Annotated in this window: 21 protein-coding genes; 14 read left to right on the top strand and 7 right to left on the bottom strand. The window is 45.6% G+C overall.

All coding sequences use genetic code 11. The features are described from left to right. Positions 1-77 precede the first annotated feature (77 nt). Positions 78-1,469: a CHASE4 domain-containing protein gene (locus OH461_RS17840; RefSeq protein ID WP_270021908.1), complete on the bottom strand. Its 1,392-nt coding sequence runs from the start codon at positions 1,467-1,469 to the stop codon at positions 78-80. A 138-nt stretch (positions 1,470-1,607) separates the two neighbouring features. After that, on the bottom strand, positions 1,608-2,762 hold the full coding sequence (hmpA, locus tag OH461_RS17835; protein WP_443088476.1) for an NO-inducible flavohemoprotein: 1,155 nt from the start codon (positions 2,760-2,762) through the stop codon (positions 1,608-1,610). Between the two features lie 200 nt (positions 2,763-2,962). Here hmpA and norR point away from each other — a divergent pair, with 200 nt between their 5' ends. The 9 genes from norR to OH461_RS17790 all read left to right on the top strand — a co-directional run bounded on the left by norR (position 2,963) and on the right by OH461_RS17790 (position 12,508). Further along, positions 2,963-4,543: a nitric oxide reductase transcriptional regulator NorR gene (gene norR, locus OH461_RS17830; protein WP_270021906.1), complete on the top strand. Its 1,581-nt coding sequence runs from the start codon at positions 2,963-2,965 to the stop codon at positions 4,541-4,543. 61 nt (positions 4,544-4,604) lie between these two features. Continuing rightward, positions 4,605-4,964 (top strand): glutaredoxin family protein, encoded by a 360-nt coding sequence (locus OH461_RS17825; protein ID WP_270021905.1) that lies wholly within the window; start codon positions 4,605-4,607, stop codon positions 4,962-4,964. Positions 4,965-5,030: 66 nt separating this feature from the next. Beyond that, entirely contained in the window at positions 5,031-5,648 is a 618-nt protein-coding gene (locus OH461_RS17820; protein WP_270021904.1) for an HAD family hydrolase, read from the top strand. A 35-nt stretch (positions 5,649-5,683) separates the two neighbouring features. After that, entirely contained in the window at positions 5,684-6,307 is a 624-nt protein-coding gene (locus tag OH461_RS17815; RefSeq protein WP_270021903.1) for an NAD(P)H-dependent oxidoreductase, read from the top strand. After that, positions 6,304-8,220, top strand: coding sequence for a monovalent cation:proton antiporter-2 (CPA2) family protein (locus OH461_RS17810; RefSeq protein WP_270021902.1), 1,917 nt, complete (start codon positions 6,304-6,306; stop codon positions 8,218-8,220). The genes OH461_RS17815 and OH461_RS17810 overlap by 4 nt, the downstream gene beginning before the upstream one ends. A 117-nt stretch (positions 8,221-8,337) precedes the next feature. Beyond that, positions 8,338-9,672 (top strand): MATE family efflux transporter, encoded by a 1,335-nt coding sequence (locus OH461_RS17805; protein WP_270021901.1) that lies wholly within the window; start codon positions 8,338-8,340, stop codon positions 9,670-9,672. A gap of 205 nt (positions 9,673-9,877) precedes the next feature. Further along, positions 9,878-10,807 (top strand): DMT family transporter, encoded by a 930-nt coding sequence (locus OH461_RS17800; RefSeq protein WP_270021900.1) that lies wholly within the window; start codon positions 9,878-9,880, stop codon positions 10,805-10,807. Between the two features lie 71 nt (positions 10,808-10,878). After that, on the top strand, positions 10,879-11,766 hold the full coding sequence (locus tag OH461_RS17795; RefSeq protein WP_270021899.1) for a DMT family transporter: 888 nt from the start codon (positions 10,879-10,881) through the stop codon (positions 11,764-11,766). 130 nt (positions 11,767-11,896) lie between these two features. Beyond that, positions 11,897-12,508, top strand: a complete 612-nt coding sequence (locus OH461_RS17790; RefSeq protein WP_270021898.1) for a glutaredoxin — start codon at positions 11,897-11,899, stop codon at positions 12,506-12,508. A 47-nt stretch (positions 12,509-12,555) separates the two neighbouring features. Here OH461_RS17790 and OH461_RS17785 read toward each other — a convergent pair whose 3' ends face one another. Both OH461_RS17785 and OH461_RS17780 read right to left on the bottom strand, forming a co-directional pair. Then, complete coding sequence (locus tag OH461_RS17785; RefSeq protein WP_270021897.1) at positions 12,556-12,906, bottom strand: hypothetical protein; 351 nt, start codon at positions 12,904-12,906, stop codon at positions 12,556-12,558. A 74-nt stretch (positions 12,907-12,980) separates the two neighbouring features. Next, the gene (locus tag OH461_RS17780; RefSeq protein ID WP_270021896.1) at positions 12,981-14,183 is read right to left on the bottom strand and encodes a multidrug effflux MFS transporter; all 1,203 of its coding nucleotides are present in this window, start codon (positions 14,181-14,183) and stop codon (positions 12,981-12,983) included. A 90-nt stretch (positions 14,184-14,273) separates the two neighbouring features. On the opposite strand from OH461_RS17780, the gene OH461_RS17775 reads away from it, so the two are divergent. Both OH461_RS17775 and OH461_RS17770 read left to right on the top strand, forming a co-directional pair. Further along, entirely contained in the window at positions 14,274-15,149 is an 876-nt protein-coding gene (locus OH461_RS17775) for a LysR family transcriptional regulator (RefSeq protein WP_270021895.1), read from the top strand. A gap of 113 nt (positions 15,150-15,262) precedes the next feature. Next, on the top strand, positions 15,263-17,104 hold the full coding sequence (locus OH461_RS17770) for a putative bifunctional diguanylate cyclase/phosphodiesterase (protein WP_270021894.1): 1,842 nt from the start codon (positions 15,263-15,265) through the stop codon (positions 17,102-17,104). 15 nt (positions 17,105-17,119) lie between these two features. On the opposite strand, the gene OH461_RS17765 is transcribed toward OH461_RS17770, so the two are convergent. Together OH461_RS17765 and OH461_RS17760 are read right to left on the bottom strand one after the other, a co-directional pair. After that, the gene (locus OH461_RS17765) at positions 17,120-17,608 is read right to left on the bottom strand and encodes a hypothetical protein (RefSeq protein ID WP_270021893.1); all 489 of its coding nucleotides are present in this window, start codon (positions 17,606-17,608) and stop codon (positions 17,120-17,122) included. A gap of 327 nt (positions 17,609-17,935) precedes the next feature. Next, on the bottom strand, positions 17,936-18,451 hold the full coding sequence (locus OH461_RS17760; RefSeq protein WP_270021892.1) for a nicotinate-nicotinamide nucleotide adenylyltransferase: 516 nt from the start codon (positions 18,449-18,451) through the stop codon (positions 17,936-17,938). A 115-nt stretch (positions 18,452-18,566) separates the two neighbouring features. Between OH461_RS17760 and nadE the strand changes: the two genes are divergently transcribed. After that, entirely contained in the window at positions 18,567-19,394 is an 828-nt protein-coding gene (nadE, locus tag OH461_RS17755; protein WP_270021891.1) for an ammonia-dependent NAD(+) synthetase, read from the top strand. 68 nt (positions 19,395-19,462) lie between these two features. Here the strand turns inward: nadE and OH461_RS17750 are convergent, their stop codons facing one another. Further along, entirely contained in the window at positions 19,463-20,812 is a 1,350-nt protein-coding gene (locus OH461_RS17750) for a DEAD/DEAH box helicase (protein ID WP_270021890.1), read from the bottom strand. A 284-nt stretch (positions 20,813-21,096) separates the two neighbouring features. On the opposite strand from OH461_RS17750, the gene OH461_RS17745 reads away from it, so the two are divergent. Continuing rightward, positions 21,097-21,345: an Lpp/OprI family alanine-zipper lipoprotein gene (locus OH461_RS17745; protein ID WP_270021889.1), complete on the top strand. Its 249-nt coding sequence runs from the start codon at positions 21,097-21,099 to the stop codon at positions 21,343-21,345. A gap of 228 nt (positions 21,346-21,573) precedes the next feature. After that, entirely contained in the window at positions 21,574-22,524 is a 951-nt protein-coding gene (locus OH461_RS17740; RefSeq protein ID WP_270021888.1) for an HlyD family secretion protein, read from the top strand.

The raw sequence follows: 22,524 nt of genomic DNA, 5'->3' as shown, positions 1-22,524 counted from the left end.
GCTAAGTTCCTTAGATGATAAAAAAACCGAGTCGGCTAAAGCCCACTCGGTTTTTTATACCGTCGGTATTACCCGCGCTATGCCTCGGTGTAGTCTGGCTTCGCGCGTAAGATAATCATCGCACCCGCTTGTTCTTCTTCAGAGCGAATCATCGGGCTAACCTGAATCTCAAGCCATTCGCTTTTATCACGACTACTGAACTTTCTAATGAGTGAAATACCACTGTACTCACTGCCACACTCAATTGCGCGGTACAGCCAATTTGAAGGGCACGGTGTATCTTCTGATAGGTTATCAAACAACAACTCAAAACTTTGGCCATACAATATATTAGCGCTGACGTTCAGCCACTCAGTTGCAGCAGGGTTGCAGTAATCGATCTTACCTTGATGATCGACCGTAAAGATAAAGTCACTGATTGAGTAAAGCAGCAGTTGGCTAAATTGGTGCTCTTGGTACAAGTTGTTATAGATACTACTGAACTTTTCGCTCAGATGACCTATCTCGCCATTGTCAGCATGCTTAAACGGCTTGAGCTCTTCGGCAAGCATTGAACCATCGACTTGGTTTAGCCAGTTGATCAGCTCTTTGATCGGGCGGGTAATGTGTTTACGCAGCAAGAACGTCATCACTAAAGGCAGTACCATCAATGCCACTAAAGAAGGTAACCACTCGTAGATTAGCTCCAGTACCCCATCGTTTTCGTAGTGCGTTTTTACTGAGACATCGATAGGTAGAATACCCTCTTTGTCATGCACAATCTGATAATAACCAATCAGCTCATTCCCTTGCTGAGTGGTACTTGCTGCTTTTAACTGCCACTTATCTTGCCCTGTCAGCACAAACACAGAGTTGTCTGTCGCAGACGAATGCATCGTAAACTCACGTCTTAGAATATGGGAGATTTCACTGGTTAAACTGGCGTTTAACGCTTTTAGCATCACTAATCGGCCATTGGCTTTCAAATCGCCACTGTTATCGGTAATGGGTGAGCTGACATAAAGATAGAGCTTAGAGTTAAAGTAGAGCACGCCCGTTTCGAATCGCTCTAAACCATAATCTGGAACGGACGAAAACATTTCCCAGAGCTGAGCATTCTCATTGTTGGCTAATTGGCTTACGCCATACAAGATCTCATCATCACTGCGTTGAATCATCGCACCATGAATGCCAGTAACGATCAGAGAATCGAGATCCAAATGCTGCTCTTTGTAAAGGTCCGTTGGTGACTGGACAAACTGATAGGTCGAATCCCATTGGCTATAGTCTTTCGCGAGCGTGGCAAGATGGGAGACTTGAAACTTCACGAGACTGATACCCAGCGCCGCTTGCTCTAGGTTGTATTCTTTCTCGTCACGCAGACCTTCCGAACGAGCTACCATCAGCGAAAAAACTGACACTAAGCTCAACGTAATGATCATCGCAACAATAAATAACAGCAGTAGTCGTCTTTCTATTGAACCTTGCACGCATTACTTCCAACAACAGATATCGAATCTCAATTGTATAAGAAGCACCGCACGCCATCTGTTCTTTACAGAACACCAGATGTAAAAAAGGCTCTATAAAAGAGCCTTGTCCTAATTAGCCTTTACGCCGACAGTGGATTACAGGTACGCGTGAGGACCAAAAACTTCATAATGAATACGATCGCGGGCAACACCACGATTTTCAAGCTGCTTAACGACTGATTCCATAAAGCCTACCGGGCCACATAGATAAACCTCTGCTTGCTCTGAATCTAACTCAACGGAGCTTAAGTCCATCAAACCATGTTGGTCTTGATACCATGTTTGATGCTGCCATTGATGGGCTTCAATCCATTGCGCGCTCTCGTTAGCGAAGGTATGTTGCGACTGAGATTCACACGCGTATAAATAGGTTACATTGCTCTTACCCATTGCGGCTGCTTGTTGAGCCATCGCTTGGATAGGGGTCGCACCTACTCCAGCGGCAATAAGCACTAATGGCTGTGAGCTCGGCGAGTAAAAGAAATCACCCGCTGGCGGGTAGACATTCAGTGTTGAACCAACTTGTAACTCTTTGTGCAAGTAGTGAGACACTAACCCTTGGTGCTGATCACCCTCACGCTTAACTGAAATGCGGTAGCTGCGACCATTTGGCGCTTGAGAAAGTGAGTATTGACGAATTTCCACATGCTCGCTAAGCGATGGCTTAACTTCAATACCCAGATACTGGCCGGGAAGAAAATCAATTACAGCGCCACCATCACTTGGCAGCAACTCAAAGCTGGTCACTTTTTCAGATTCAACCGTTTTCGCGGCGATAACGAATTCACGACGCCCTTGCCAACCGCCTTGTTGCTCGGCACGCTCTTGGTATAACTGCCCTTCACGATGAATAAAAATATCAGCAAGGAAGAGATAAGCCGCTGTCCATGCTTCTTCCACTTCTTGAGTGAACGCCTCTGCTGCCAGCTCGCGCAGGGTTTCAATTAAGTGATGGCCCACAATTTGGTAATGCTCAGCTTTGATATTAAAACTGGTATGTTTATGAGCAATGCGCTCTACCGCCTGTGACAGCGCCGCTAGGTTTTCGATGTTTTTTGCATACGCTGCAACTGCTTCAAACAAAGCGACACTTTGACGCCCAGTTTGCTGGTGGGTCATATTAAAAATGTCTTTCAGCTCAGGGTTATGGCTGAACATGCGCTGATAAAAGTGCTGAGTAAGCGCTGGGCCGGCATTTTCTAACAATGGAATGGTACTTTTCACAACAGAAATGTGATGGTCGTTGAGCATGAGAGTATCTCTCCTAATTATTATATTAAATCGTGCTCTTTTGAGCATCTTGGCTATAGCAGGAACAGTGCCAACTCAGAAAAACCAGTAATCATCAGCTTTTCAGTAACTTAACGGCAAAGAATAAGTCAATAAGACATGCTTTATTTCATGTCAAAATGACACTAAAATAGTCAAATAACTCATTACCGAATCTCGCTATGCAAGATATTTCGATTTCCACGCTTTTGGATATGACCGTTGGCCTCGCGAGCGGCCATAACGAACACGAACGTTTCAACAAACTGGTTGATGCCATTCGAAAATCCATCCAGTGTGATTGTGTTGCGCTACTGAGCTTACAAGGCGAAACCTTAGTACCACTTGCGGTACAAGGTATGACCCGCGATACCCTCGGCCGCCGGTTCAACATTGCAGACCATCCAAGATTTGAACAAATCTGCCAAGCAAAGTCCGCCGTAAGATTTGACGCCGACTGCCCGTTACCAGACCCATTTGATAGCTTATTGCTCGATTACGACGGTGACTTACCTATGCACTCTTGTATGGGGTTACCACTGATTTATGCTGAGCAATTACTAGGGATATTAACTTTCGACAGTTTGTCGCCTCAGATGTTTGATGCCATTCCTAATCGAAGTCTAGAAGCTCTTTCTGCGATTGTCGCTTCGCACCTTAAAATTGCTCTTACGGTTTCTCAATTGGAGCAGCAAGCCCAATACACGCAGAAGAAATTAGAAGAACTCAACCAACAATCATGGCAGCGAGAAAACAGTGAAATGATTGGTGAAAGCTTGGCAATGCAGGGACTAAAGTCCGATATCTCTGTGGTTTCTAGCTCAGATTTCACCATTTTGATCCATGGTGAAACTGGCGTTGGTAAAGAGTTGGTTGCGCGTAGCATTCACCATCAATCTCACCGAAGCACGCAACCTATGGTGTACGTAAACTGTGCGGCCATACCGGAGAATTTGGTAGAAAGTGAGCTGTTTGGTCATGTAAAAGGCGCGTTTACTGGAGCGGATCGCTCTCGGCTAGGCAAGTTTTCATTAGCCGATGGCGGCACACTATTTCTCGATGAGATTGGTGAGTTGAGTTTGTCGGCGCAAAGCAAATTGCTGCGCGCATTACAAAACAATGAAATCCAACCTGTTGGGCAAGATCACGTACAAAGCATCAACGTTCGAGTATTGGCCGCGACTAATCGCAACCTCAAGCAAGAAGTTGAAGCAGGCCGCTTCCGAGCGGATCTTTATCATAGATTGAGTGTTTACCCTATTGAAGTCCCGCCTCTGCGTGAACGCGGCGACGATGTCACACTACTTGCCGGTTACTTCTTGGAGCAAGTACGTAAGAAGCTAGGCATTGTCCAAATTAAATTGGCGAAAGAAGCGCAAATCCAACTGCCTTTGTTCGACTGGCCGGGTAACGTGCGTGAGTTAGAACATGTCATTAATCGCGCTGCCTTGAAGGCTCGTGCTGGTGCAACGGGTAAATCAACCATAACGGTACATAGCCAAGATTTGAACTTAGGGCAAAGCAGCGCTTCCACAACAGCCGTCAAACCTGTTTTAAAGCAGGATGATACTCTACCGACAATCACGAACTTGCGCACAGCCACCGACGATTATCAACGCCAAATCATTATCGATGCGCTTAAACAAGCTGATTTCAACTGGGCCGAGGCTGCCCGTGGTTTATCGGTTGATCGTGCGAATTTGGTTCGGCTGGCGAAGCGATTAGGGCTGAGTGTTACTAAACAGCATAAAATCGAGTTTTAATTGTTGTGCAGTGTTGCTTAGTTGTTACAATAAAAACAATCGCTTTAATTTGAGGTAGATAATGAAGTTTGTTCGTTGGTTTCTAGGCCGCATCATCCTACTGCTTAACTTCGTCTTTTCACCGCGAGGCGTTAAGCGTTCGCAAGAGGCGCAACAACAAGTCGATAGCAAAGCGCAATCTCTGGCGCTGTATCAATTTGATGCTTGTCCTTTTTGCGTCAAGGTTCGCCGTGCGATGAAACGTCAATCGGTTAATATCGAGCTTAGAGACGCAAAAAACAACGCGACTCATCGCCAAGAACTCGAACTTGGCGGAGGCCGAGTAAAAGTGCCTTGCTTAAGAATAGAGTCTGAACAAGGCGTCGAGTGGATGTATGAATCATCCGATATCGTCGCTTACTTAGAAAAAGAGTTCGCCTAATGATAGCCCCTTACATTCACCTGTAAGGGGCTTTTTGTTTGTTTCGCCATTAGACAAGGAAGTGCTATGACTGCGATACCACTCAATCTTCATAAGCTCAAAGCCATCGTCTTTGATTTAGACAATACCTTAGTGAGCTCCAATATGGATTTTAAGTGGTTACGCAGCCAAATTGGTTGCCCACTAGAACAAGACGTTCTCGATTTTGCCGACAACATTCGCTGCCCTAATCAACGAGCTGACGCAAGACAGATGATACTGCAACACGAACTTGATGATGCAGAAAGCTCTTACCCGATGCCCGGTTGCGAGCACTTATTAAGTTTTATCGCAGATAACGCCTTATACACGGCGATCATTACTCGCAATTGCGCTCAAGCCGCGCGAGCTAAAGTAACGGCCAACGCATTAGAGATTGAACGCATCATCAGCCGAGAGCATTACGCCCCCAAGCCTGCACCCGATGCATTATTGGCGTTGGTGGATGAATGGCAAATCATGCCTGACGAGATGCTGTATGTAGGCGATTACTTGTACGATTTGCAAGCGGCCAACAACGCACTAATGCCTTCATGTTTAGTGACCCATGGCAGAGAAAACTCATTTTCAAACCAAGCGTCTTTGGTGGTTGAACACCTCACGGATTTACGTCAAATACTTGAATTTAAAGCATCAAACAACTAGATAAATATCATCGATAACTGTAGGAAGTAACCACAATGTCTAATAATAAAAGGGTTCTCGTTCTATACGCTCACCCATCTCAGCATCGCTCAGAGGTCAATCAACCTCTTTTTGAAGCCGCACAAACTATCGATGGCGTCACCACAGTCGATTTATACCGAGAGTATCCTAGTTACAACATCAACATAGACAAAGAGCAGCAGCGCCTACTCGATCATGATGTGATCATTTTTCAGTTCCCGCTGTATTGGTACTCAACCCCAGCCATGTTGAAAGAATGGCAAGATTTGGTGCTCGAATATGGCTTTGCGTATGGCAGTAAAGGAACCGCCTTAAAAGGTAAGCGCTTCTTATGTGCATTAACCGCAGGTGGTCGAGCAGACGCTTATCAAACTGAAGGCTATAACCATTTCACCATTCGCGAACTGTTACACCCTATCGAGCAAATGGCAGCATTAACGGGTATGCGTTATATGGCGCCTCTGGCTTTATTTGGCGCAAGAACGGCCAAAGAGGATGGTCGAATTCAGCGCCATGTTGAGAACTGGAAAAAACTATTGCATGCACTTGTCGCTAATAACTTCGATTACAAACGAGCCTACCAAGTCGAAAAGCTCAACCCTTATCTTGAGCAATTGATTCTAGGAGATAACGCATGACCAGTTACTTCTTACAAGCTTTTATCTATCTCATCGCAGCGGTTATCGCGGTGCCTATCGCGAAACGTCTTGGGCTCGGTTCGGTATTAGGTTACCTAATTGCCGGTGTTGTCATTGGGCCTATTATTGGCCTAGTTGGTGAAGAAACGACGACCATTCAGCACTTTGCTGAGTTTGGTGTGGTGATGATGCTGTTCCTAGTCGGGTTAGAATTAGAACCTAAAATGCTATGGAATATGCGAAACCGCTTATTAGGGTTAGGCGGCTTACAAGTCGGCTTAACCACCGCAGCGGTCATGGGAATCGCGCTGGCCTTTAATCAAGTCTGGACTATTGCGTTAGCCATAGGTTTGATTTTCGCGCTCTCTTCCACCGCGATTGTGTTGCAGACCTTTAATGAAAAAGGGTTGAGCCGCACTGAGGGCGGGCAAAACGCCTTTTCTGTTCTGCTGTTCCAAGATATTGCGGTCATTCCGATGCTGGCCTTCATCCCACTATTGGCTTTACCAGAACTGGTTGAAAAGGCACAAAGCGCAGCGGCTGAAGCTGCAAACCATCATGAAGAGTTGAGCTTAGTAGCAGGCCTACCCGGCTGGGCTTATGCCTTGGTTATCATCGCATCGGTGGTGGGCTTAGTAGTTGGTGGACACTTTTTGAGTCGCCCACTGTTTCGCTTTGTCGCCAGCTCCGGTTTAAGAGAAATATTCACCGCAACGGCTTTGATGTTAGTGGTTGGTATTGCTGCATTGATGAGTCTGGTTGGTTTATCCCCTGCCCTTGGTACTTTCCTCGCTGGTGTGGTTCTTGCCAATAGTGAATTCCGCCATGAGCTAGAGTCCAACATCGACCCATTTAAAGGGCTATTGCTCGGGCTGTTTTTCATTACCGTTGGGGCGGGAATTAACTTTGGTATTCTATTCGGCGACTTCTTCTTAATCATTGGCCTCACACTTGGGGTAATGATTTTAAAAGGCATTGTGCTCTACCTCTTAGCGCTGATTTTCCGCATTAAGGGCAGCAATCGCTGGCTGTTTACTCTTAGCCTTGCCCAAGCCGGTGAATTTGGTTTTGTGCTGTTGAGCTTTACCACTCAGCAACATGTGATTCCTCCAGAGATCGCTCAAACCTTGGCCTTGGTGGTCGCACTGTCGATGTTCCTCACTCCGGGGCTGTTTATCCTTTACGATAAAGTGATTTTGCCACGCTTCCAGCAAGCTTCTAATCAAGGTGAGGCCGATGAGATTGAAGAACAAGGCACGGTCATCATTGCGGGTATTGGTCGGTTTGGTCAAATTGTTAACCGTTTATTGGTCGCCAATGGCGTAAAAACAGTGGTGCTCGATCATCAAGCGGATCAAGTTAATGTGGTAAGGCAGATCAATACCAAAGCCTATTTTGGTGATGCCACACGCCCTGATTTACTTCATACCGCAGGCATAGAACAAGCATCTATGATTGTTATTGCGATTGATAATCGAGACGCGGCATTGGAGCTAGTCAAATACGTTAAGCACTCTTATCCGAAGGTGAAAATTCTGGTTCGCGCGTTTGACCGCGGGGATGGCTACTTACTCCGCCAAGCCGGGGCAGACATTATTGAATCTGAAACTTACCACTCAGCTTTAGAGCTCGGCTCTCATGCCCTGCGTGAGCTTGGCCATCATCCATTCTTGGTTGAACAACAAAAATCAAGCTACAAAAAAGTGGAAGATAAGAAATCTGACATGCTTTACCAAGCTTGGGCGGATGACTCGGAAGGCGAGCGCTTTGACAATAACTATCGCAAGCTATTCATGCACCTAGAAGAGCAAATCAAGCTCGCGATTACAACGGACAGAGTGGATAAGCATAATAGTGATGAACGAGGCTGGACACCGCCACCGAAAGGATACGCAGAAGATTTCGACGAGTAAGCCTGTTCGAATATTACTCGCATTCATTCTGTGATCCGTTACACTATTATCAATTCAAATTATCTTAGCCGAGGGTATAACTACCCTCGGCTTTGTTTTCTAAGCAAATAAGTTTCCATGGCAACGAATACGACATCTTTAGGTAAACAGCTGTTTAATATGACATGGCCGATGCTATTTGGCGTGCTCTCTCTCATGAGTTTTCAACTTGTGGATAGTGCGTTTATCGGTCAACTTGGCGTGCTTCCACTCGCGGTTCAAGGTTTCACGTTACCGATTCAAATGGTCATCATCGGCCTGCAAGTCGGTTTGGGTATCGCCACCACCGCAGTCATTGCAAAAGCCATTGGCGCCGATCAAACACGCTACGCACAGCAACTCGGCGGGCTTGTGATTGCGATGGGCTCTGTCGGGGTCGCGTTATTCGGGGTTCTGCTATATCTGATTCGTGAACCTATCTTGCTGTTACTGAGCGCACCAGAAAGTGTGCTGCCGATTGTCGAAAGCTATTGGATTTATTGGCTCATCAGCTCATGGACAGGGGCTTTGCTCTACTTTTTATACAGCGTATGTCGCGCCAATGGTAATACCATGTTGCCTGGGACGATGATGATGATCACCAGCCTACTTAACCTTATCCTCGATCCTATTTTTATTTTCACCTTAGATATGGGAATTAATGGCGCAGCGATTGCTACCATCTTGGCGTTTGGCATTGGTATTTTGGTTGTCGCACCAAAGGTAACCGCAAAGCACTGGATGAGCTTTGACTGGAGCGATCTCAACGTAGCAAAAAGTTTGCGCTCGATTGGCAACATTATGGGCCCAGCAATGATTAGCCAATTGCTACCACCACTCTCATCCATGCTCGCAACTAAGCTATTGGCAAGCTATGGTACGGCAGCGGTTGCGGCGTGGGCGCTCGGCTCGCGGTATGAATTCTTCGCTATCGTGTCAGTACTTGCGCTCACCATGTCGATGCCACCAATGGTTGGGCGTATGCTAGGTGCACAAAAACTGGATGACATCCGACGCTTGGTTTCTATTGCGTGCAAATTTGTTCTTGGCTCGCAACTTTTGATTGCGGCACTAACTTGGCTCACCAGCGATCTTCTCGCCACGGTAATGACCAGCGAAGATCAGGTAAAACAGATCCTAACTTGGCATCTAATGATTGTTCCGTTGAGCTTGGGGCCGCTTGGCATTTGTATGCTGATGGTCTCCATTAACAACGCTTTGGGTAAATCTTATACCGCACTCACCATCTCGGCTTTGCGCTTATTTATGTTCTTTTTACCGTGTTTATGGGTCGGCTCATGGTTGGGCGGAATACAAGGGCTATTTTGGGGGGCGTTAGCAGGCAACATTTTTGCAGGCTTGAGTGCGTGGCTGATGTACCAGCGTGCATTTAAGCAAGTTGAGCAGAAAATGGAACATAACCCTGCTCGATAACATGGGTTGCATATAATTTGCGCAATTGTTAACCTGAATGTTCACCCTAAGGAACAATGCTTATGTTTACTTACCGCCCAATCGCTCTATGGCTCCTACTGCTTATGCCTCTTAGCCGGTAGGTAAACCTATGTCTGGCTACGAGATATGTAGCCAGACCATACATTCACTCGTAGCCTTTAACACTTAAACAGGAAACGTGTGAATGGAAAAACCGTCTCAAGTCACCACTTATCGCTTCAACTCTATTTTAACCACTCATCAAGTGGGCATCATCTTCGCCTTGATCGGCTGCCTGTTGTTCTCTCTCAAGCCGATTTTAGTCAAGCTCGCGTATCAACATGGTGCTGATGTTACTGCGATCATGACATTACGAGCGGCGAGTTCGTTACCTGTTTACCTTATCACTCTGTTTTGGCTTGCTCGACAAGCCAGCAACCGGGAAAAAATCAAACAATCGGGTTTAAAAGCGGCTTTGATTGGTGTGCTTGGCTATTACGTGGCAAGTTTTCTTGATATCACGGCACTGGAGTACATTTCAGCTCAGTTAGAACGGCTGCTTATCTTTTTGTTTCCTTCTTTCGTGGTACTTATCAGTTGGTTTGCTTTTGGTCAGAAACCAAATAGAACCGTAATAGGCGCGACATTGCTTGGCTATGGCGGTATCGCTTTGATCATCAGTCACGATCTGAAAACCTTTGGACCTGACGTTGGCTATGGCGCGTTATTCGCCATTGGGTCTGCCTTAGTGTTCGCCATTTACCTTGTCGCGAGTAAACCTCTTATCGGTCAGCTAGGTAGCTCACTATTTACCAGCATTGGCATGGGAAGCGCAGGCATAGCGATATTGATTCACCTTATTCTCAGTGATACCACGATTGCCAATTGGTCAATCGAGCTCATTGCGCTAGGTATATTCTTAGGTGTTTTTTGTACCGTCCTGCCCTCTTATTTTGTTGCCGCGGCCATGGCGAGACTGTCACCTACCGAGCTGAGTTTATCGAACAATATTGGCCCTGCGGTAACGGCAACTGCCGCGGTTATTTTGCTCGGTGAAGCCTTCACTCTCTGGCACGCTTTAGGGATGATTTTGGTTATATTCTCAGTAGTTATGATTAATCGCTCAAAAAACTAAGGTAGCTGACCAGAAAAGGCAGTATGATTTCGCCAACCATTATTGCGATATTCAAACTTAATTCGAATTATATGACACCCAATCATCACCCTATTCAAGGGGCAAGCTGGATGCTCAGCGCTGGCTTGGCCTTTGCTATCGTCAACAGCTTGGCCCAAGTTGCTAGTATTAACTATGGCTTATCATCAACGACCGTTGCCTTAGTGCAATACGCAGTAGCGCTCGTGGTTATTTTGCCTTACCTCAAGACACTGGGTATTCGCAAATCCTTAAAAACCCAGCACCTTGGCTTGCATATTTTCCGCGTGTTCTTGTCGGTAATCGGCATTCAGCTTTGGTTGTGGGCGCTCGCTTATCCAGTTCCAATTTGGCAAGGTATTGCGCTACTAATGACCTCTCCACTGTTTGCTACGATTGGATCTGGGTTATTTCTCAAAGAAAAAGTGGGGCTTGCTCGTTGGGGAGCCACGCTAACGGGTTTTATCGGTGCAATGATCATTCTAGAGCCATGGGCTGATGGATTCAGCTGGGCGACACTGTTACCCGTCGGCGCAGCGTTTTTTTGGGCCTGCTACTCACTGATGGTTAAAAAGCTATCCTCTGAAGATTCACCGTCAACCATGGTGGTGTACCTACTCATCCTCATCACGCCATTTAATATTCTGCTCGCACTGCCTGACTGGCAAACACCAAGTGGTGCGTCATTGTGGGGGATTTTGCTCGCAGCCGGTATCGCGACCGCTTTTGCTCAATGGGCCATCGTTAAAGCTTATTCGGTTGCCGATGCTTCTTTTGTTCAGCCATTCGATCATGCTAAATTGCCACTCAACGTACTTGCAGGTTGGCTCGTGTTTAGTTGGGTTCCACCAGGTAGATTGTGGCTTGGGGCGTTCATTATTATTGGTTCTGTAGCGTTTATTACGCAATGGGAAAGTAAAAAATCTCGTTCAGTGAAATAAAATGCTCATCCTACCGTTCTTATTGAATATACCAGCCTGACAAAAGTGAACATGCAGATTGGTAATAACTTGGAAAATCAGTAATTCATTACTTAATCTGATAATAACGGTACGTTGCGGGGACAAAGTTATGACAAAGCCAATCAAAATTACTCTATATCGTTGGGCGGGTAGCTGGGGGCCTTTCAAGGTAAATATCCCTTGTGGTGAGTGCACACTAACCAAAGATATCTTACAAGACACCTTCGACAATGAATTGGCTGATGTTCCTGTTGAACTGGAAGTCAAAGATTGGCTTTCCCATTGGTGGGAGCCATTAAAGCTAGGCTCATGGCATGCTCCGATTCTGGTGGTAGAAGGAAAAGTCGTCAGCCAAGGTGAAGCATTAAATCGCGGTGTTTTGGTTCAGTCAGTTATCCAAGAATGGACGAAACGCGATACGCTGAAAGGTAATATTGTCTATGGTAAAGCAACCTGCCCTTACTGCGTTAAAGCGAAGAAGATGCTTAACGACGCGGGGATCGATTTTGAGTACCATGATGTCGTAAAAGATAGCGCGGCGCTTTATCGCATGATCCCTGAAGTGAAAGCCATCATTGGGATGAAAACCCCTGTGACCGTTCCGCAGATTTGGCTAGATGGGCAATACATAGGCGGTGCCGATAACTTGCAAGCATGGCTTGCAGAAAAAGGGCTCAACCAAGTGCCTGATAATGTCGTTAACCTAGAAGCGAACAGCTAATACAAAAAAGCCCTAACCATCGGTTAGGGCTTTTTAAATGTCGGTCGCTACGCACGCTTTGGCTGCTGGTAAGTTTTACCGGCCGCTTGGTAGGTATCTTTGCGCTTCACTTCAAACATCGCATCAAAGAACCAAGCAACGAATCGAATGACATCGTCACCTTCATTCATTACATGCTCAACAAACTCTTCTTGTTCGCCTTGCTCGTTAGTTAAGGTTGATACGTGATAAATGCGCTGCTCGCCTTCTACTTCTGCTAAAGCAAACTGACCAGTAAGCGAGTTCGCCGCTTCTGCGACTTCTGAATCTTCACTGCTTTTAAGAATGTCTAACGCTTGTGGCAAAGCAGGTTGCTCACACAATTGCTTTACTAGCGCTTCAAACTGTTTGTGTTCCATGGACTGACCTTTTCTGGTTCACTCAAATTACTGACGCGCATTGTACAACGAACCGTGCCGTTTGATGCAAGAAATTACACACTTGGCTGCTGGGCATAAACCGCTGAACGAGTAGAAACTAAAACGCTCATCATAATGGTCGCCACCAATAGGTAAAACACGCCCAACGAAAACTGGGTTTGAATCCAATGCTGCACCAAGTAACCTCCAAATATGCCCGATAAGCCCATTTGAACTGAGCCAGACAGTGCCGACACTGCTCCAGCTTGCTTCTTGTGCGGTTCAAGCAGCATGCTAATTGATATCGGAAACGAAAGACCTTGAGCGACAGTCAACCAAGTAAATGCCCAAATCAGATTAAACAAACTCAATGGCAGCAAAGTGAGCCAAGCTCCGGACATGGCGATGATCAAGATCGCCCCGGTGAGAATATGCCGACGCGCGATATAGCGACTCAATATATTCAAACTGACGCTGCCAACCATCAGCCCCATTGAAGGCACAATCATTAAGGTGCCATATTCAGCCGCGCTCAAACCGAGCGTTTGCTGCAATATAAATGGCAATACCGATAAAGACACTAACGCCGCCAAATAGCTAAGCCAGTTGTAACTCGCACTGCTTATCACTTGTTTATTCGCGATAAGCGCTAAATATTGCTGGCCAACGTTTTTCCAGTTAAACCGAGACGGCGCGTAAGGCAGTGTTTCAGGCAATATTTTTAAACCTAAGCAGAAGATTGCCACCAAATAGATCAAAACGAACACAAAGACCGATTGCCATCCAAGTTGGAAGGTAAGCCAACCGCCCAATACTGGTGCGAAAATGGGCATGACAGAGGCAGTCACTGAGATATAAGAAAGGGCTTTGGTTAAATGCGCGCCATCATAGCTGTCGCGGAGTACACTCCGCCCTAACACCGACGCACTTCCCGAGCCTAAGCCTTGCAGTAGACGCCCGGCGATCAACCCTATTAGAGACGAACAAAACAGCACACAAATCAGTGTACCGAGCAAATAGATACCTTGCCCAATAATAAAGACCGGACGGCGACCTATCGCGTCCGACAATGGGCCGTAGAATAGCTGAGACCCTCCAAACCCGACGAGGTAGAGTGTCACTAATAGTTGGACGTCTGCTTGAGTTACGCTGAGTGATTGGCTGATCTGTGGCAAGGCGGGAAGATAAATGGCAACACCAACTTGACCAGTCGCAATGATCATCATCGCAAGCAATAACGGCGTTTTCCGAAAGGAAGTGTTTTGCTTGATTTTCATGCTATCCAGTTTAAATTGTACACTGAAAAATGATAATAGACTGGTGTGGAAACTGATTAGTTCCTATCCGGAAGTAATTAAGGGGCAAAAATGGATTGGCAGCAAAGTGTACAAAGTTACCTATTGGTCGTGGAGGAAGGAAGCTTTAACGGCGCCGCGCGTAGAATGAATACCACCAGCTCGGCCATCAGCAAACGAGTCCATTGGCTCGAAGAGCGTATCGGTACTCAACTATTAAAACGCACCACACGCTCGGTGACACAAACAGAAGCTGGCGCTCTATTTTATCAACGTGCTCAAGTCCACCTTGAAGGGTGGCAATCGATTGTGGATGAAACTCGCTCAGTTGATCAATCCCCTGCTGGATGTTTAAAAATCGGCGCGACCTTAGCAGTTGGCTCAAAATTCTTGGTACAGCACCTCGACGGATTTTTGCAGCTCTACCCCGATATCAGTATCAAGCTGATTACTACAACACCGGGTCAGCTTCCCGGGCTAAGCCTCGATCTGTTTATCAGCCGTGAAATTGATCAACTCAACTCATTAAGCTTTAAAGCGACACGTCTATTTGAGCACAAAGCGGGATTTTACGCCTCGCCAAAGTATCTAGAACAACATGGTGAACCTAAAACCACTGAGGAACTGACGCAACACAACATGTTGAACTGGGGGGAATACCAACAAAGAGAGATTAAACTCTCGAAAGGAAAGCGCATTGTTCTGTCAGGCAACTTCGCCACGACTAACCCTGAAGCGCTGTTCTACGCGGCTAAAAGTGGTATGGGCATATTACTCACCAATGATGTGATGATTAAAGAAGATCTAAAACTAGGTCAGCTCCAACGCATTTTGCCTGACATTACCGCTGATGAAGCAACCGTCTATGCCTACCACCCCAAACTGGATTACCAAAATACGCGTACACAGCTGTTTTTAGACTATCTTCGTAGCCGATTGACCGACTAACTTTGTTTAGGTAACAAGTTTGCATTTGCAAACATATGCGACGTGTACCATATTTAACCATGCGAATTCTAAATTTTAAGTGACAAAGATCACTATCAATAGGGAGAACTCGTATGGCTAGGCTCAACGCTCCGGTACAGATGATGGAATTCGATATTATCAACGATATCATCTCCCTTGATGGACCGGAATTACTGCACAAATTAACTCTGACGCTGCATGAAAAGTTTTCAACGCAGTGCTCATGTATTGTCGAAATCGATACGATCAACAACACTGCCCAAACCCTTTCATTTGCCTGTGGTAAAGAAATACGCCAACAATTTAGTTACTCATTGGCAGACACACCTTGTGATATGGTGAGGAAATCTAACCAAGCGTATTGTATTTACACTCACGATATCACTGGGCAGTTTCCGCGAGATGTTTATCTACAGAACAATGATGTAGAAGCCTATATCGGCGTTCCGTTGAAAAGCCGCAATGGCGATATTCTTGGTATTCTGCTCTCTACCTTTACTCATCCTATTGAAGAGAGTAAAGAACTGATCGATTACCATAAAATGTTTGCCAATCTGGCAATGCATTCACTGCGTTCCAAATGGTTGTCTGCGCGATCTAAAAGCTTAGTCAATCAACTCAGCCACGAAGTATCACACGACAATTTAACCGGTTTACACAATCGCGGTTATCTATCGAATCAACTTGAAAGGCTGTCTGACACGCAATCTAGCCCCTTCACGCTGGCCTATATCGACATTGATGATTTCAAATCAATCAATGATTTATATGGTAATTACATTGGCGACCAAGTCATTAAATTTGTCGGGAAAACCGTTCAAGACGCGTTACCCGACCATCATCATGCTTACCGCATCGCCGGAGACGAATTTGCCTTTATCACCTTCTCAAGTGACCCGTTAACCATTTGCCAAAAGATCATCGCCAAGCTTAACGAAGGTTATCAAGATTCTTCTCATTCCATCAAAATCAATGTCAGTATTGGCCTTGCGCGTAAAGCCGATCATCGGTTGAGTGCCGACCAAATCATTCTCCATTCCTCATTGGCGCTGAAAGATTGTAAGCAAAGCTCTAACGAGAAAATCAAAAATTACGATACCCATTTAAGTAAACAATATCACCGTGAAACCATGGTTATCGATGCTCTGCGTAATGAGCTAGACCGAGCAGCAATCGGTGGTGAAATCTACGTCTTACTGCAACCCATCGTCGATAGAGATAGTTACCGATGGGATCATTTTGAAATTCTCGCCCGTTGGAAAAGTGAATCTTTAGGGGCAATCTACCCCGGAGAGTTTATCGAGGCCGCTGAACAGTCAGGCTTGATTGTCGAATTAGGCGAAAGAATCGTAGAACTTGCCTGCCAAGCAAAGAAAGAGCTAGAGAAAGGCTTGGGCTACAAAGTGCATTTAAGCATTAACTGCTCCGCCCATGAGCTTGCGGACTCCGCCCGCTATACCAAGCATTTAACTTCGACCATTGCCCGTTACCACTATACTCCGGATGAATTTACCATTGAGTTAACCGAGACAGTCTTACTCTCGCAAACCAACGAGGCTCGCTATCTACTGGATAAGCTGCGTAATCAGGGGTTTACTATTGCTCTAGACGATTTTGGTACGGGTTACTCAAGCTTGAAATACATACATAACTATCCGATTGATTGCATCAAAATAGATGCCTCATTTATCGATAAGCTGTTGTATAACGAAACATCTGAGTTACTCGTGTCATTGATCATTCAGCTGGCCAATCAGCTGGGAGTGAAGTTAGTTGCCGAAGGAGTGGAAAGCGAAGAAGTGCTACAAAAACTCTATCAGATGGGTTGCACCCTGATACAGGGCTACTACTTCTCTCGTCCGGAAACCCCACTGGCCATTATTAGCCATCACTCGAATATTCAATCGACACTACGTAATGTCGGTAATGCTTAAATTTAAATGGTGCCGTTAAAACGGCACCTCAATTTGCATTGACCAGCTATCACTGGTTTCGCTGTGCCATAGGTAATCTAAACGCATACGGGGCTCTCCCGGCTTTTTGTCGCCAATACCCACGCTAAATTGCACGCCATGACTCATCAAATATTCTTCGGTCGAAAGATGGTTGCGTTCACGCTCGATCTCATCTGGCATCCACACACCGATACCAAAATAACTGTCTGATACTTGCTGAGTCAGCAACGGGCTATTTTCCGATTTAAATACCCAGTCAGACCAATACTTGGCTTTATCTGATTGATACTCAGGGGCTAGGTATGCTTCACCATTAATGATTTCATCCATGTGCGAATCACTAGCAAAATACAGATAACACTCTGAACTCACAGACTCAAACTGGTTTGATTGAAAGTGAAATTCCGAGTTGTTCGATAAACAAGTCGCTTGGGCAGCAGCCGAAAACAGACCAAAAACCAGCCAAATGCTATTTTTAGCCATAATCACCTCAGTAATCAGAGGCAGTGGTCAATCACCATACTGCACACTTGATGATAGTTCAGGGTGTGTTGATCTTTCGCGGTTAAATTTTGTTCGAGATAAAAGCGTTTTAATCGCGGAGAGAGGCTTGTAGCCTAGCATTATAAGCAAAATCCACTCGGCAAAGAGTAAAACGCTTTTAGTCGAACCCTTTGGGCAGCATTTGTAGGCCCTTTCTGCGGCGTTACAGGCTTATCAGGTAGAGTAACTACATTTCAAAGCCTATGCCTTGCATAAATAACCTACAAATTGCTGCAAAAATCAGCTCGAAAGGTCAACACACCCTAGTTAATAATATTTATTGTCGGCCAGAAGAGAGCAAACTTTAGGGGTGGTAAGATGATTTATTGGTAGATTTTTCTGCAAAGCGTGGCGAATATCAGTGCTTCGTATGGCCACTGTTTCAGGGCATGCCATCACTGACCAACGACGTACAATCTCATCTGATTTATAAAACTTACTAAAATTGAATAGGTTATCTGGCCCCATCACAAAAGTAAGCTCAGCGTCAGGCGATTGCTGCTGCAGCGCTTCTAATACTGCGAACGTCGTCACCGCTTGGCCCGTTTGTTCAAACAAATCTTCTTCCACTTGGCTACGCGATACGTTGTGTAAGGCAAGGTCATCAATAAATGCATCGACAAGCTTAGTGCGCTGCGAATAATCCAACATTTGTTTTCCCCATGCGTGGGAAATGCTTGGCAGCAGTAACACGCGATCAAAATGCTGTAGTGATTCAATAACGCTCTTATGGCCTAAGCTAGGTGGGTTGAATGCACTACCGAAAACAGCAATTTTAGACATGGGAAAACCTATTAAGAATGTAGCTATGCTTGAGATTAACGCCCCAAACTGTATTGATTGAGGTATGATACTACGAATATCACTACAATTAATAACGCTTGCAGGAATAAAACTAATGGAACAGTTGATTCGCGATGAGATGCGCGTCCTACCGTCGATTGACCCTCACTTAGAAATCACTCGCCGAGTTGAATTTATCAAACGTAAACTAACCGATTCAGGCTGCAAATCACTGGTACTTGGCATCAGTGGCGGTGTGGATTCCACGACTTGTGGTCGATTAGCGCAGTTAGCCGTAAACGAGCTCAACGAACAACACGGCAGCGGTTACCAATTTATCGCAGTTCGCTTACCTTACGGCGAGCAAAAAGATGAAGATGAAGCACAAACGGCGTTACAGTTCATCCAACCAAGCCATTCTGTATCGGTAAACATCAAACAAGGCGTTGATGGTTTACACGCGGCCTCTCACGTAGCATTAGAAGGCACAGACCTTTTGCCTGCTGACAGCGCAAAAGTGGATTTCGTAAAAGGTAACGTAAAAGCACGCGCACGTATGGTCGCTCAATATGAAATCGCTGGGTATGTGGGTGGATTAGTGCTTGGCACCGACCATTCTGCGGAAAATATTACCGGTTTCTACACCAAGTTTGGCGATGGCGCATGTGACCTCGCACCGCTGTTTGGCCTTAACAAGCGCCAAGTTCGTGAGGTAGCAGCAACACTCGGTGCACCAGAGCACTTAGTGAAAAAAGTACCCACAGCCGATCTTGAAGAGCTCGCGCCACAGAAAGCAGATGAAGATGCGCTTGGTCTTACCTACGATCAAATTGATGACTTTTTAGAAGGTAAACCGGTCTCTCAACAGGCAAGCGATCGCTTAGTGCATATTTACACGATCACTCAGCATAAGCGTCAACCTATCCCAACGATTTACGATTAACTTTCGTAATAACAAAAAAGCTGCCATTGGCAGCTTTTTTTGTTCTCTATTGTCTACAAAGCGGAGGCTTACTCGTCGTCGACTTTCGGTGCCACTTTCTTTTTAGGAATAAAGACAGAGTCACCCACTGCAACATTTTGATAGAAGCCTTTATCACGCTTCGCCGGCTTCTTAGCCGTTTTCTTCGCTTGTGGCTTAGCCTTCTTGTTGCGGTAATCGTTGTTCTTGTTACGCATATCAGGTTTGCGTGGTTTGATACCTTTAAACTTACCTTTCAAGCCTTCTAGCTCAGAGAAAGCCAGATCTTGTTGTAGGTAGGTCTCAACACGCTTAAAGCTCGCCCAGTCTTTCGGGCCAACTAGAGAAACAGCATCACCCTTGTTACCTGCACGGCCAGTACGACCAACACGGTGTACATACTCTTCTGTGTGCTTAGGCATATCAAAGTTGATTACGTGAGTGACGTTCGCAATGTCTAGACCACGTGACGCAACGTCTGTAGTGACCAGAATCTTGAACACAGCACGCTCAAACTGGCTCATGATGGTGTTACGTTGAGCCTGATTTAAGTTACCACTTAGTGCTACCGCTTTTAGCTTCAGTTCATTCAGCTTAGTCGTCAGACGCTCGGTATCGTCACGTGTTGCAGTAAAGATAATGACCTGACGGTACTCAGCTTCTTCCAATACACGTAGAAGAATCGCTTCTTTATGATCTAAGTGATCACATAGGTAGAATTTCTGAGTAATGTCTTTGTGCTCTTGGTTCGACACGCCTACCGCAATGCGCTTAGGCTCGTTTTGCATCTCAGAAGCAATGTCATTCACTTCTGCGTGATCCAGCGTTGCTGAAAACATAAGCGTTTGACGACGACGGTGCTTCGCTGCGTTATGAATACGACGTAGCTCAGGCGCAAAACCTAAATCCAGCATTCGGTCAGCTTCATCTAGAACCAATGTTTCCAAACCATCAAGGTAAAGAGAACGGTGCTCTAAGTGGTCTGCTAAACGCCCTGGCGTAGCAACAATAAACTTAGGGTAACGACGCAGCGCTTTTACTTGATCGTTAAAGTTTTCACCACCAACGATTAGAGTTGCATCGTAACTTAAGCCACCCAACATAGTGCGGAGCTCACCATATACTTGTTTAGCAAGCTCACGCGTTGGCGCAAGAATCAAACCACGAGGATCTTTAGCAGAGAACGCTTTGGATTTTAGCGATTTATGCAACATAGGTAGAACAAATGCCAAAGTCTTACCTGAACCCGTTTTTGATGATGCCAGCAGATCTTTTCCAGCGATAGCCACAGGAATGGCTTGTTGCTGAATGGTCGTCGGCTTCTTAAAATCAAAATGGTTCAAAGTCTTTAACAAGCGATTGTCTAAGCCTAAATCTTTAAATTGCAAAGTGTTCTCCAAAATGCTGAATGTCGCTTCTAGCGACGATGAAAATTAAACGCGTAATGATACCTCGAAACAGACCGATCTGGATAGAGATCACATAAAATAATCAACTAAAACGGCTTCCATTTCATCTTTCTCGCCAACCAAAATTCCACTTTGACTCAATACGCTGGCTAAATTCTTGGATTATTTTGACTTTTCGCTACTACTCTAAACAAAAATTTAGAACTACAATTGATCTGCTATACCTCGTAAGGTGTAAAACAAAACTAATACTTACCAATGCAAGGAGTTCAATCATGAACAAAATGTTTATCGCAGCTGCAGTGTCTTCAGTACTTATCCTAGCGGGTTGTGCTTCAGGCAATAACGAGGCAACGACTGCCAAGCTTGATGAACTAAGCAACCAAGTAAGCCAGCTTAGCCAAGAAGTACAATCACTGAAATCAGAAGTAGGTAAATCTGGCGATGCAGCTATGTCAGCTCAAGAGGAAGCAGCACGCGCGAACGAACGTATCGACAACATTGCACAATCGTACACTAAGTAATTTAAGTGTGATGTAATTTAGGGCCTTCGGGCCCTTTTTTGTGCCTGTAGCCCAACCACTTCGTTTAATTCATCACTTGATGAATATTTGGTTAATTATCTTTCTTTTCCTCAGCTTATAAATCAGTCTACCCTAAGTAGGTAGCTTAATTATTCTTCGAACTTTCACTGTCATGTTTATCTTTCTAAGTGATAGTAACAGCAACGGAAACAGCCTGAGGTTTTCACTATGAAACGCATCTTTCTCGCCCTCACTTTCATCTCCATTTTAAGTGGCTGTAACTCAAATGAAACGGCCAAAGCTCTCGGGACGTTAGAGAGAGATAGGGTAACCTTTACCGCCACCAGCAATGAGATAATCCGCGAACTCCCCGTAGTGGAAGGGTCAGCAGTGACTCAAGGGCAAGTGTTAGTTAGGCTGGATAACAAAAACCAACAAGCCATGTTAGCGCAGGCTATCGCCTCTCAAGCAAAAGCTAGCGCTTACCTTCTTAAACTAACCAATGGTGAACGCCCCGAAGATATTGCAGCAGCAGCCGCACGCGTAAAACTGGCAGAAGCTCAATTAACCGAAGCACAAAAAAATTATCAACGAAAAGCGGAGTTGGTGAACAAAAAACTGATTAGCCAATCCGAAAAAGACGCGGCTTTGGCTGGTCGTGACTCAGCTAGGGCGGAATTAGAATCGGCTAACGAAGAGTTCAGTAAACTCACCGCGGGGGCTCGCCCTGAAGATATTGAGCAAGCCAAGGCAGAACTAGCCGCAGCCAAAGCAGAAGTCTCCCTTCAACAGCAAAAATTGGACGAATTAACAATTGTCGCCACCCGCGATGGCATTTTAGATAACCTGCCATACAACTTAGGTGAACGCGTACCAATGAACGCGATTGTTGCAGTCATTCAAGCGAGCCGAGTGCCCTACGCACGCGTATACGTACCCGCTACCTACCGAGTCAATTTTGTACCGGGTAACGCCGTTAATGTTCATGTTGATGGTATCGAACAACCTTATCAGGGAACCGTTCGTTGGGTCGCTACGGAACCTTCATTCACACCTTATTACGCCCTAACGGAAGAAGAACGTTCGCGCCTGATGTATTTAGCCGAAATTGACTTAGAAGAAAGTGCACTCAAACTGCCATCTGGAATCCCTGCCCAAGTCGATTTAGCGGGAGAGTAA

This window comes from Vibrio sp. LaRot3 (assembly GCF_027587025.1).
Lineage (GTDB): Bacteria > Pseudomonadota > Gammaproteobacteria > Enterobacterales > Vibrionaceae > Vibrio.
The sequence above is the reverse complement of the archived record's forward strand: the minus strand, read 5'-3'. Positions and strand labels throughout refer to the sequence as shown.

What these genes read in the sequence shown, in the direction of transcription:
- hmpA (WP_443088476.1), bottom strand. Translation starts at nt 2,762, where the DNA reads ATGCTCAACGACCATCACATTTCTGTTGTGAAAAGTACCATTCCATTG.
- norR (WP_270021906.1), top strand. Translation starts at nt 2,963, where the DNA reads ATGCAAGATATTTCGATTTCCACGCTTTTGGATATGACCGTTGGCCTC.
- OH461_RS17825 (WP_270021905.1), top strand. Translation starts at nt 4,605, where the DNA reads ATGAAGTTTGTTCGTTGGTTTCTAGGCCGCATCATCCTACTGCTTAAC.
- OH461_RS17820 (WP_270021904.1), top strand. Translation starts at nt 5,031, where the DNA reads ATGACTGCGATACCACTCAATCTTCATAAGCTCAAAGCCATCGTCTTT.
- OH461_RS17815 (WP_270021903.1), top strand. Translation starts at nt 5,684, where the DNA reads ATGTCTAATAATAAAAGGGTTCTCGTTCTATACGCTCACCCATCTCAG.
- OH461_RS17810 (WP_270021902.1), top strand. Translation starts at nt 6,304, where the DNA reads ATGACCAGTTACTTCTTACAAGCTTTTATCTATCTCATCGCAGCGGTT.
- OH461_RS17805 (WP_270021901.1), top strand. Translation starts at nt 8,338, where the DNA reads ATGGCAACGAATACGACATCTTTAGGTAAACAGCTGTTTAATATGACA.
- OH461_RS17800 (WP_270021900.1), top strand. Translation starts at nt 9,878, where the DNA reads ATGGAAAAACCGTCTCAAGTCACCACTTATCGCTTCAACTCTATTTTA.
- OH461_RS17795 (WP_270021899.1), top strand. Translation starts at nt 10,879, where the DNA reads ATGACACCCAATCATCACCCTATTCAAGGGGCAAGCTGGATGCTCAGC.
- OH461_RS17790 (WP_270021898.1), top strand. Translation starts at nt 11,897, where the DNA reads ATGACAAAGCCAATCAAAATTACTCTATATCGTTGGGCGGGTAGCTGG.
- OH461_RS17785 (WP_270021897.1), bottom strand. Translation starts at nt 12,906, where the DNA reads ATGGAACACAAACAGTTTGAAGCGCTAGTAAAGCAATTGTGTGAGCAA.
- OH461_RS17780 (WP_270021896.1), bottom strand. Translation starts at nt 14,183, where the DNA reads ATGAAAATCAAGCAAAACACTTCCTTTCGGAAAACGCCGTTATTGCTT.
- OH461_RS17775 (WP_270021895.1), top strand. Translation starts at nt 14,274, where the DNA reads ATGGATTGGCAGCAAAGTGTACAAAGTTACCTATTGGTCGTGGAGGAA.
- OH461_RS17770 (WP_270021894.1), top strand. Translation starts at nt 15,263, where the DNA reads ATGGCTAGGCTCAACGCTCCGGTACAGATGATGGAATTCGATATTATC.
- OH461_RS17765 (WP_270021893.1), bottom strand. Translation starts at nt 17,608, where the DNA reads ATGGCTAAAAATAGCATTTGGCTGGTTTTTGGTCTGTTTTCGGCTGCT.
- OH461_RS17760 (WP_270021892.1), bottom strand. Translation starts at nt 18,451, where the DNA reads ATGTCTAAAATTGCTGTTTTCGGTAGTGCATTCAACCCACCTAGCTTA.
- nadE (WP_270021891.1), top strand. Translation starts at nt 18,567, where the DNA reads ATGGAACAGTTGATTCGCGATGAGATGCGCGTCCTACCGTCGATTGAC.
- OH461_RS17745 (WP_270021889.1), top strand. Translation starts at nt 21,097, where the DNA reads ATGAACAAAATGTTTATCGCAGCTGCAGTGTCTTCAGTACTTATCCTA.
- OH461_RS17740 (WP_270021888.1), top strand. Translation starts at nt 21,574, where the DNA reads ATGAAACGCATCTTTCTCGCCCTCACTTTCATCTCCATTTTAAGTGGC.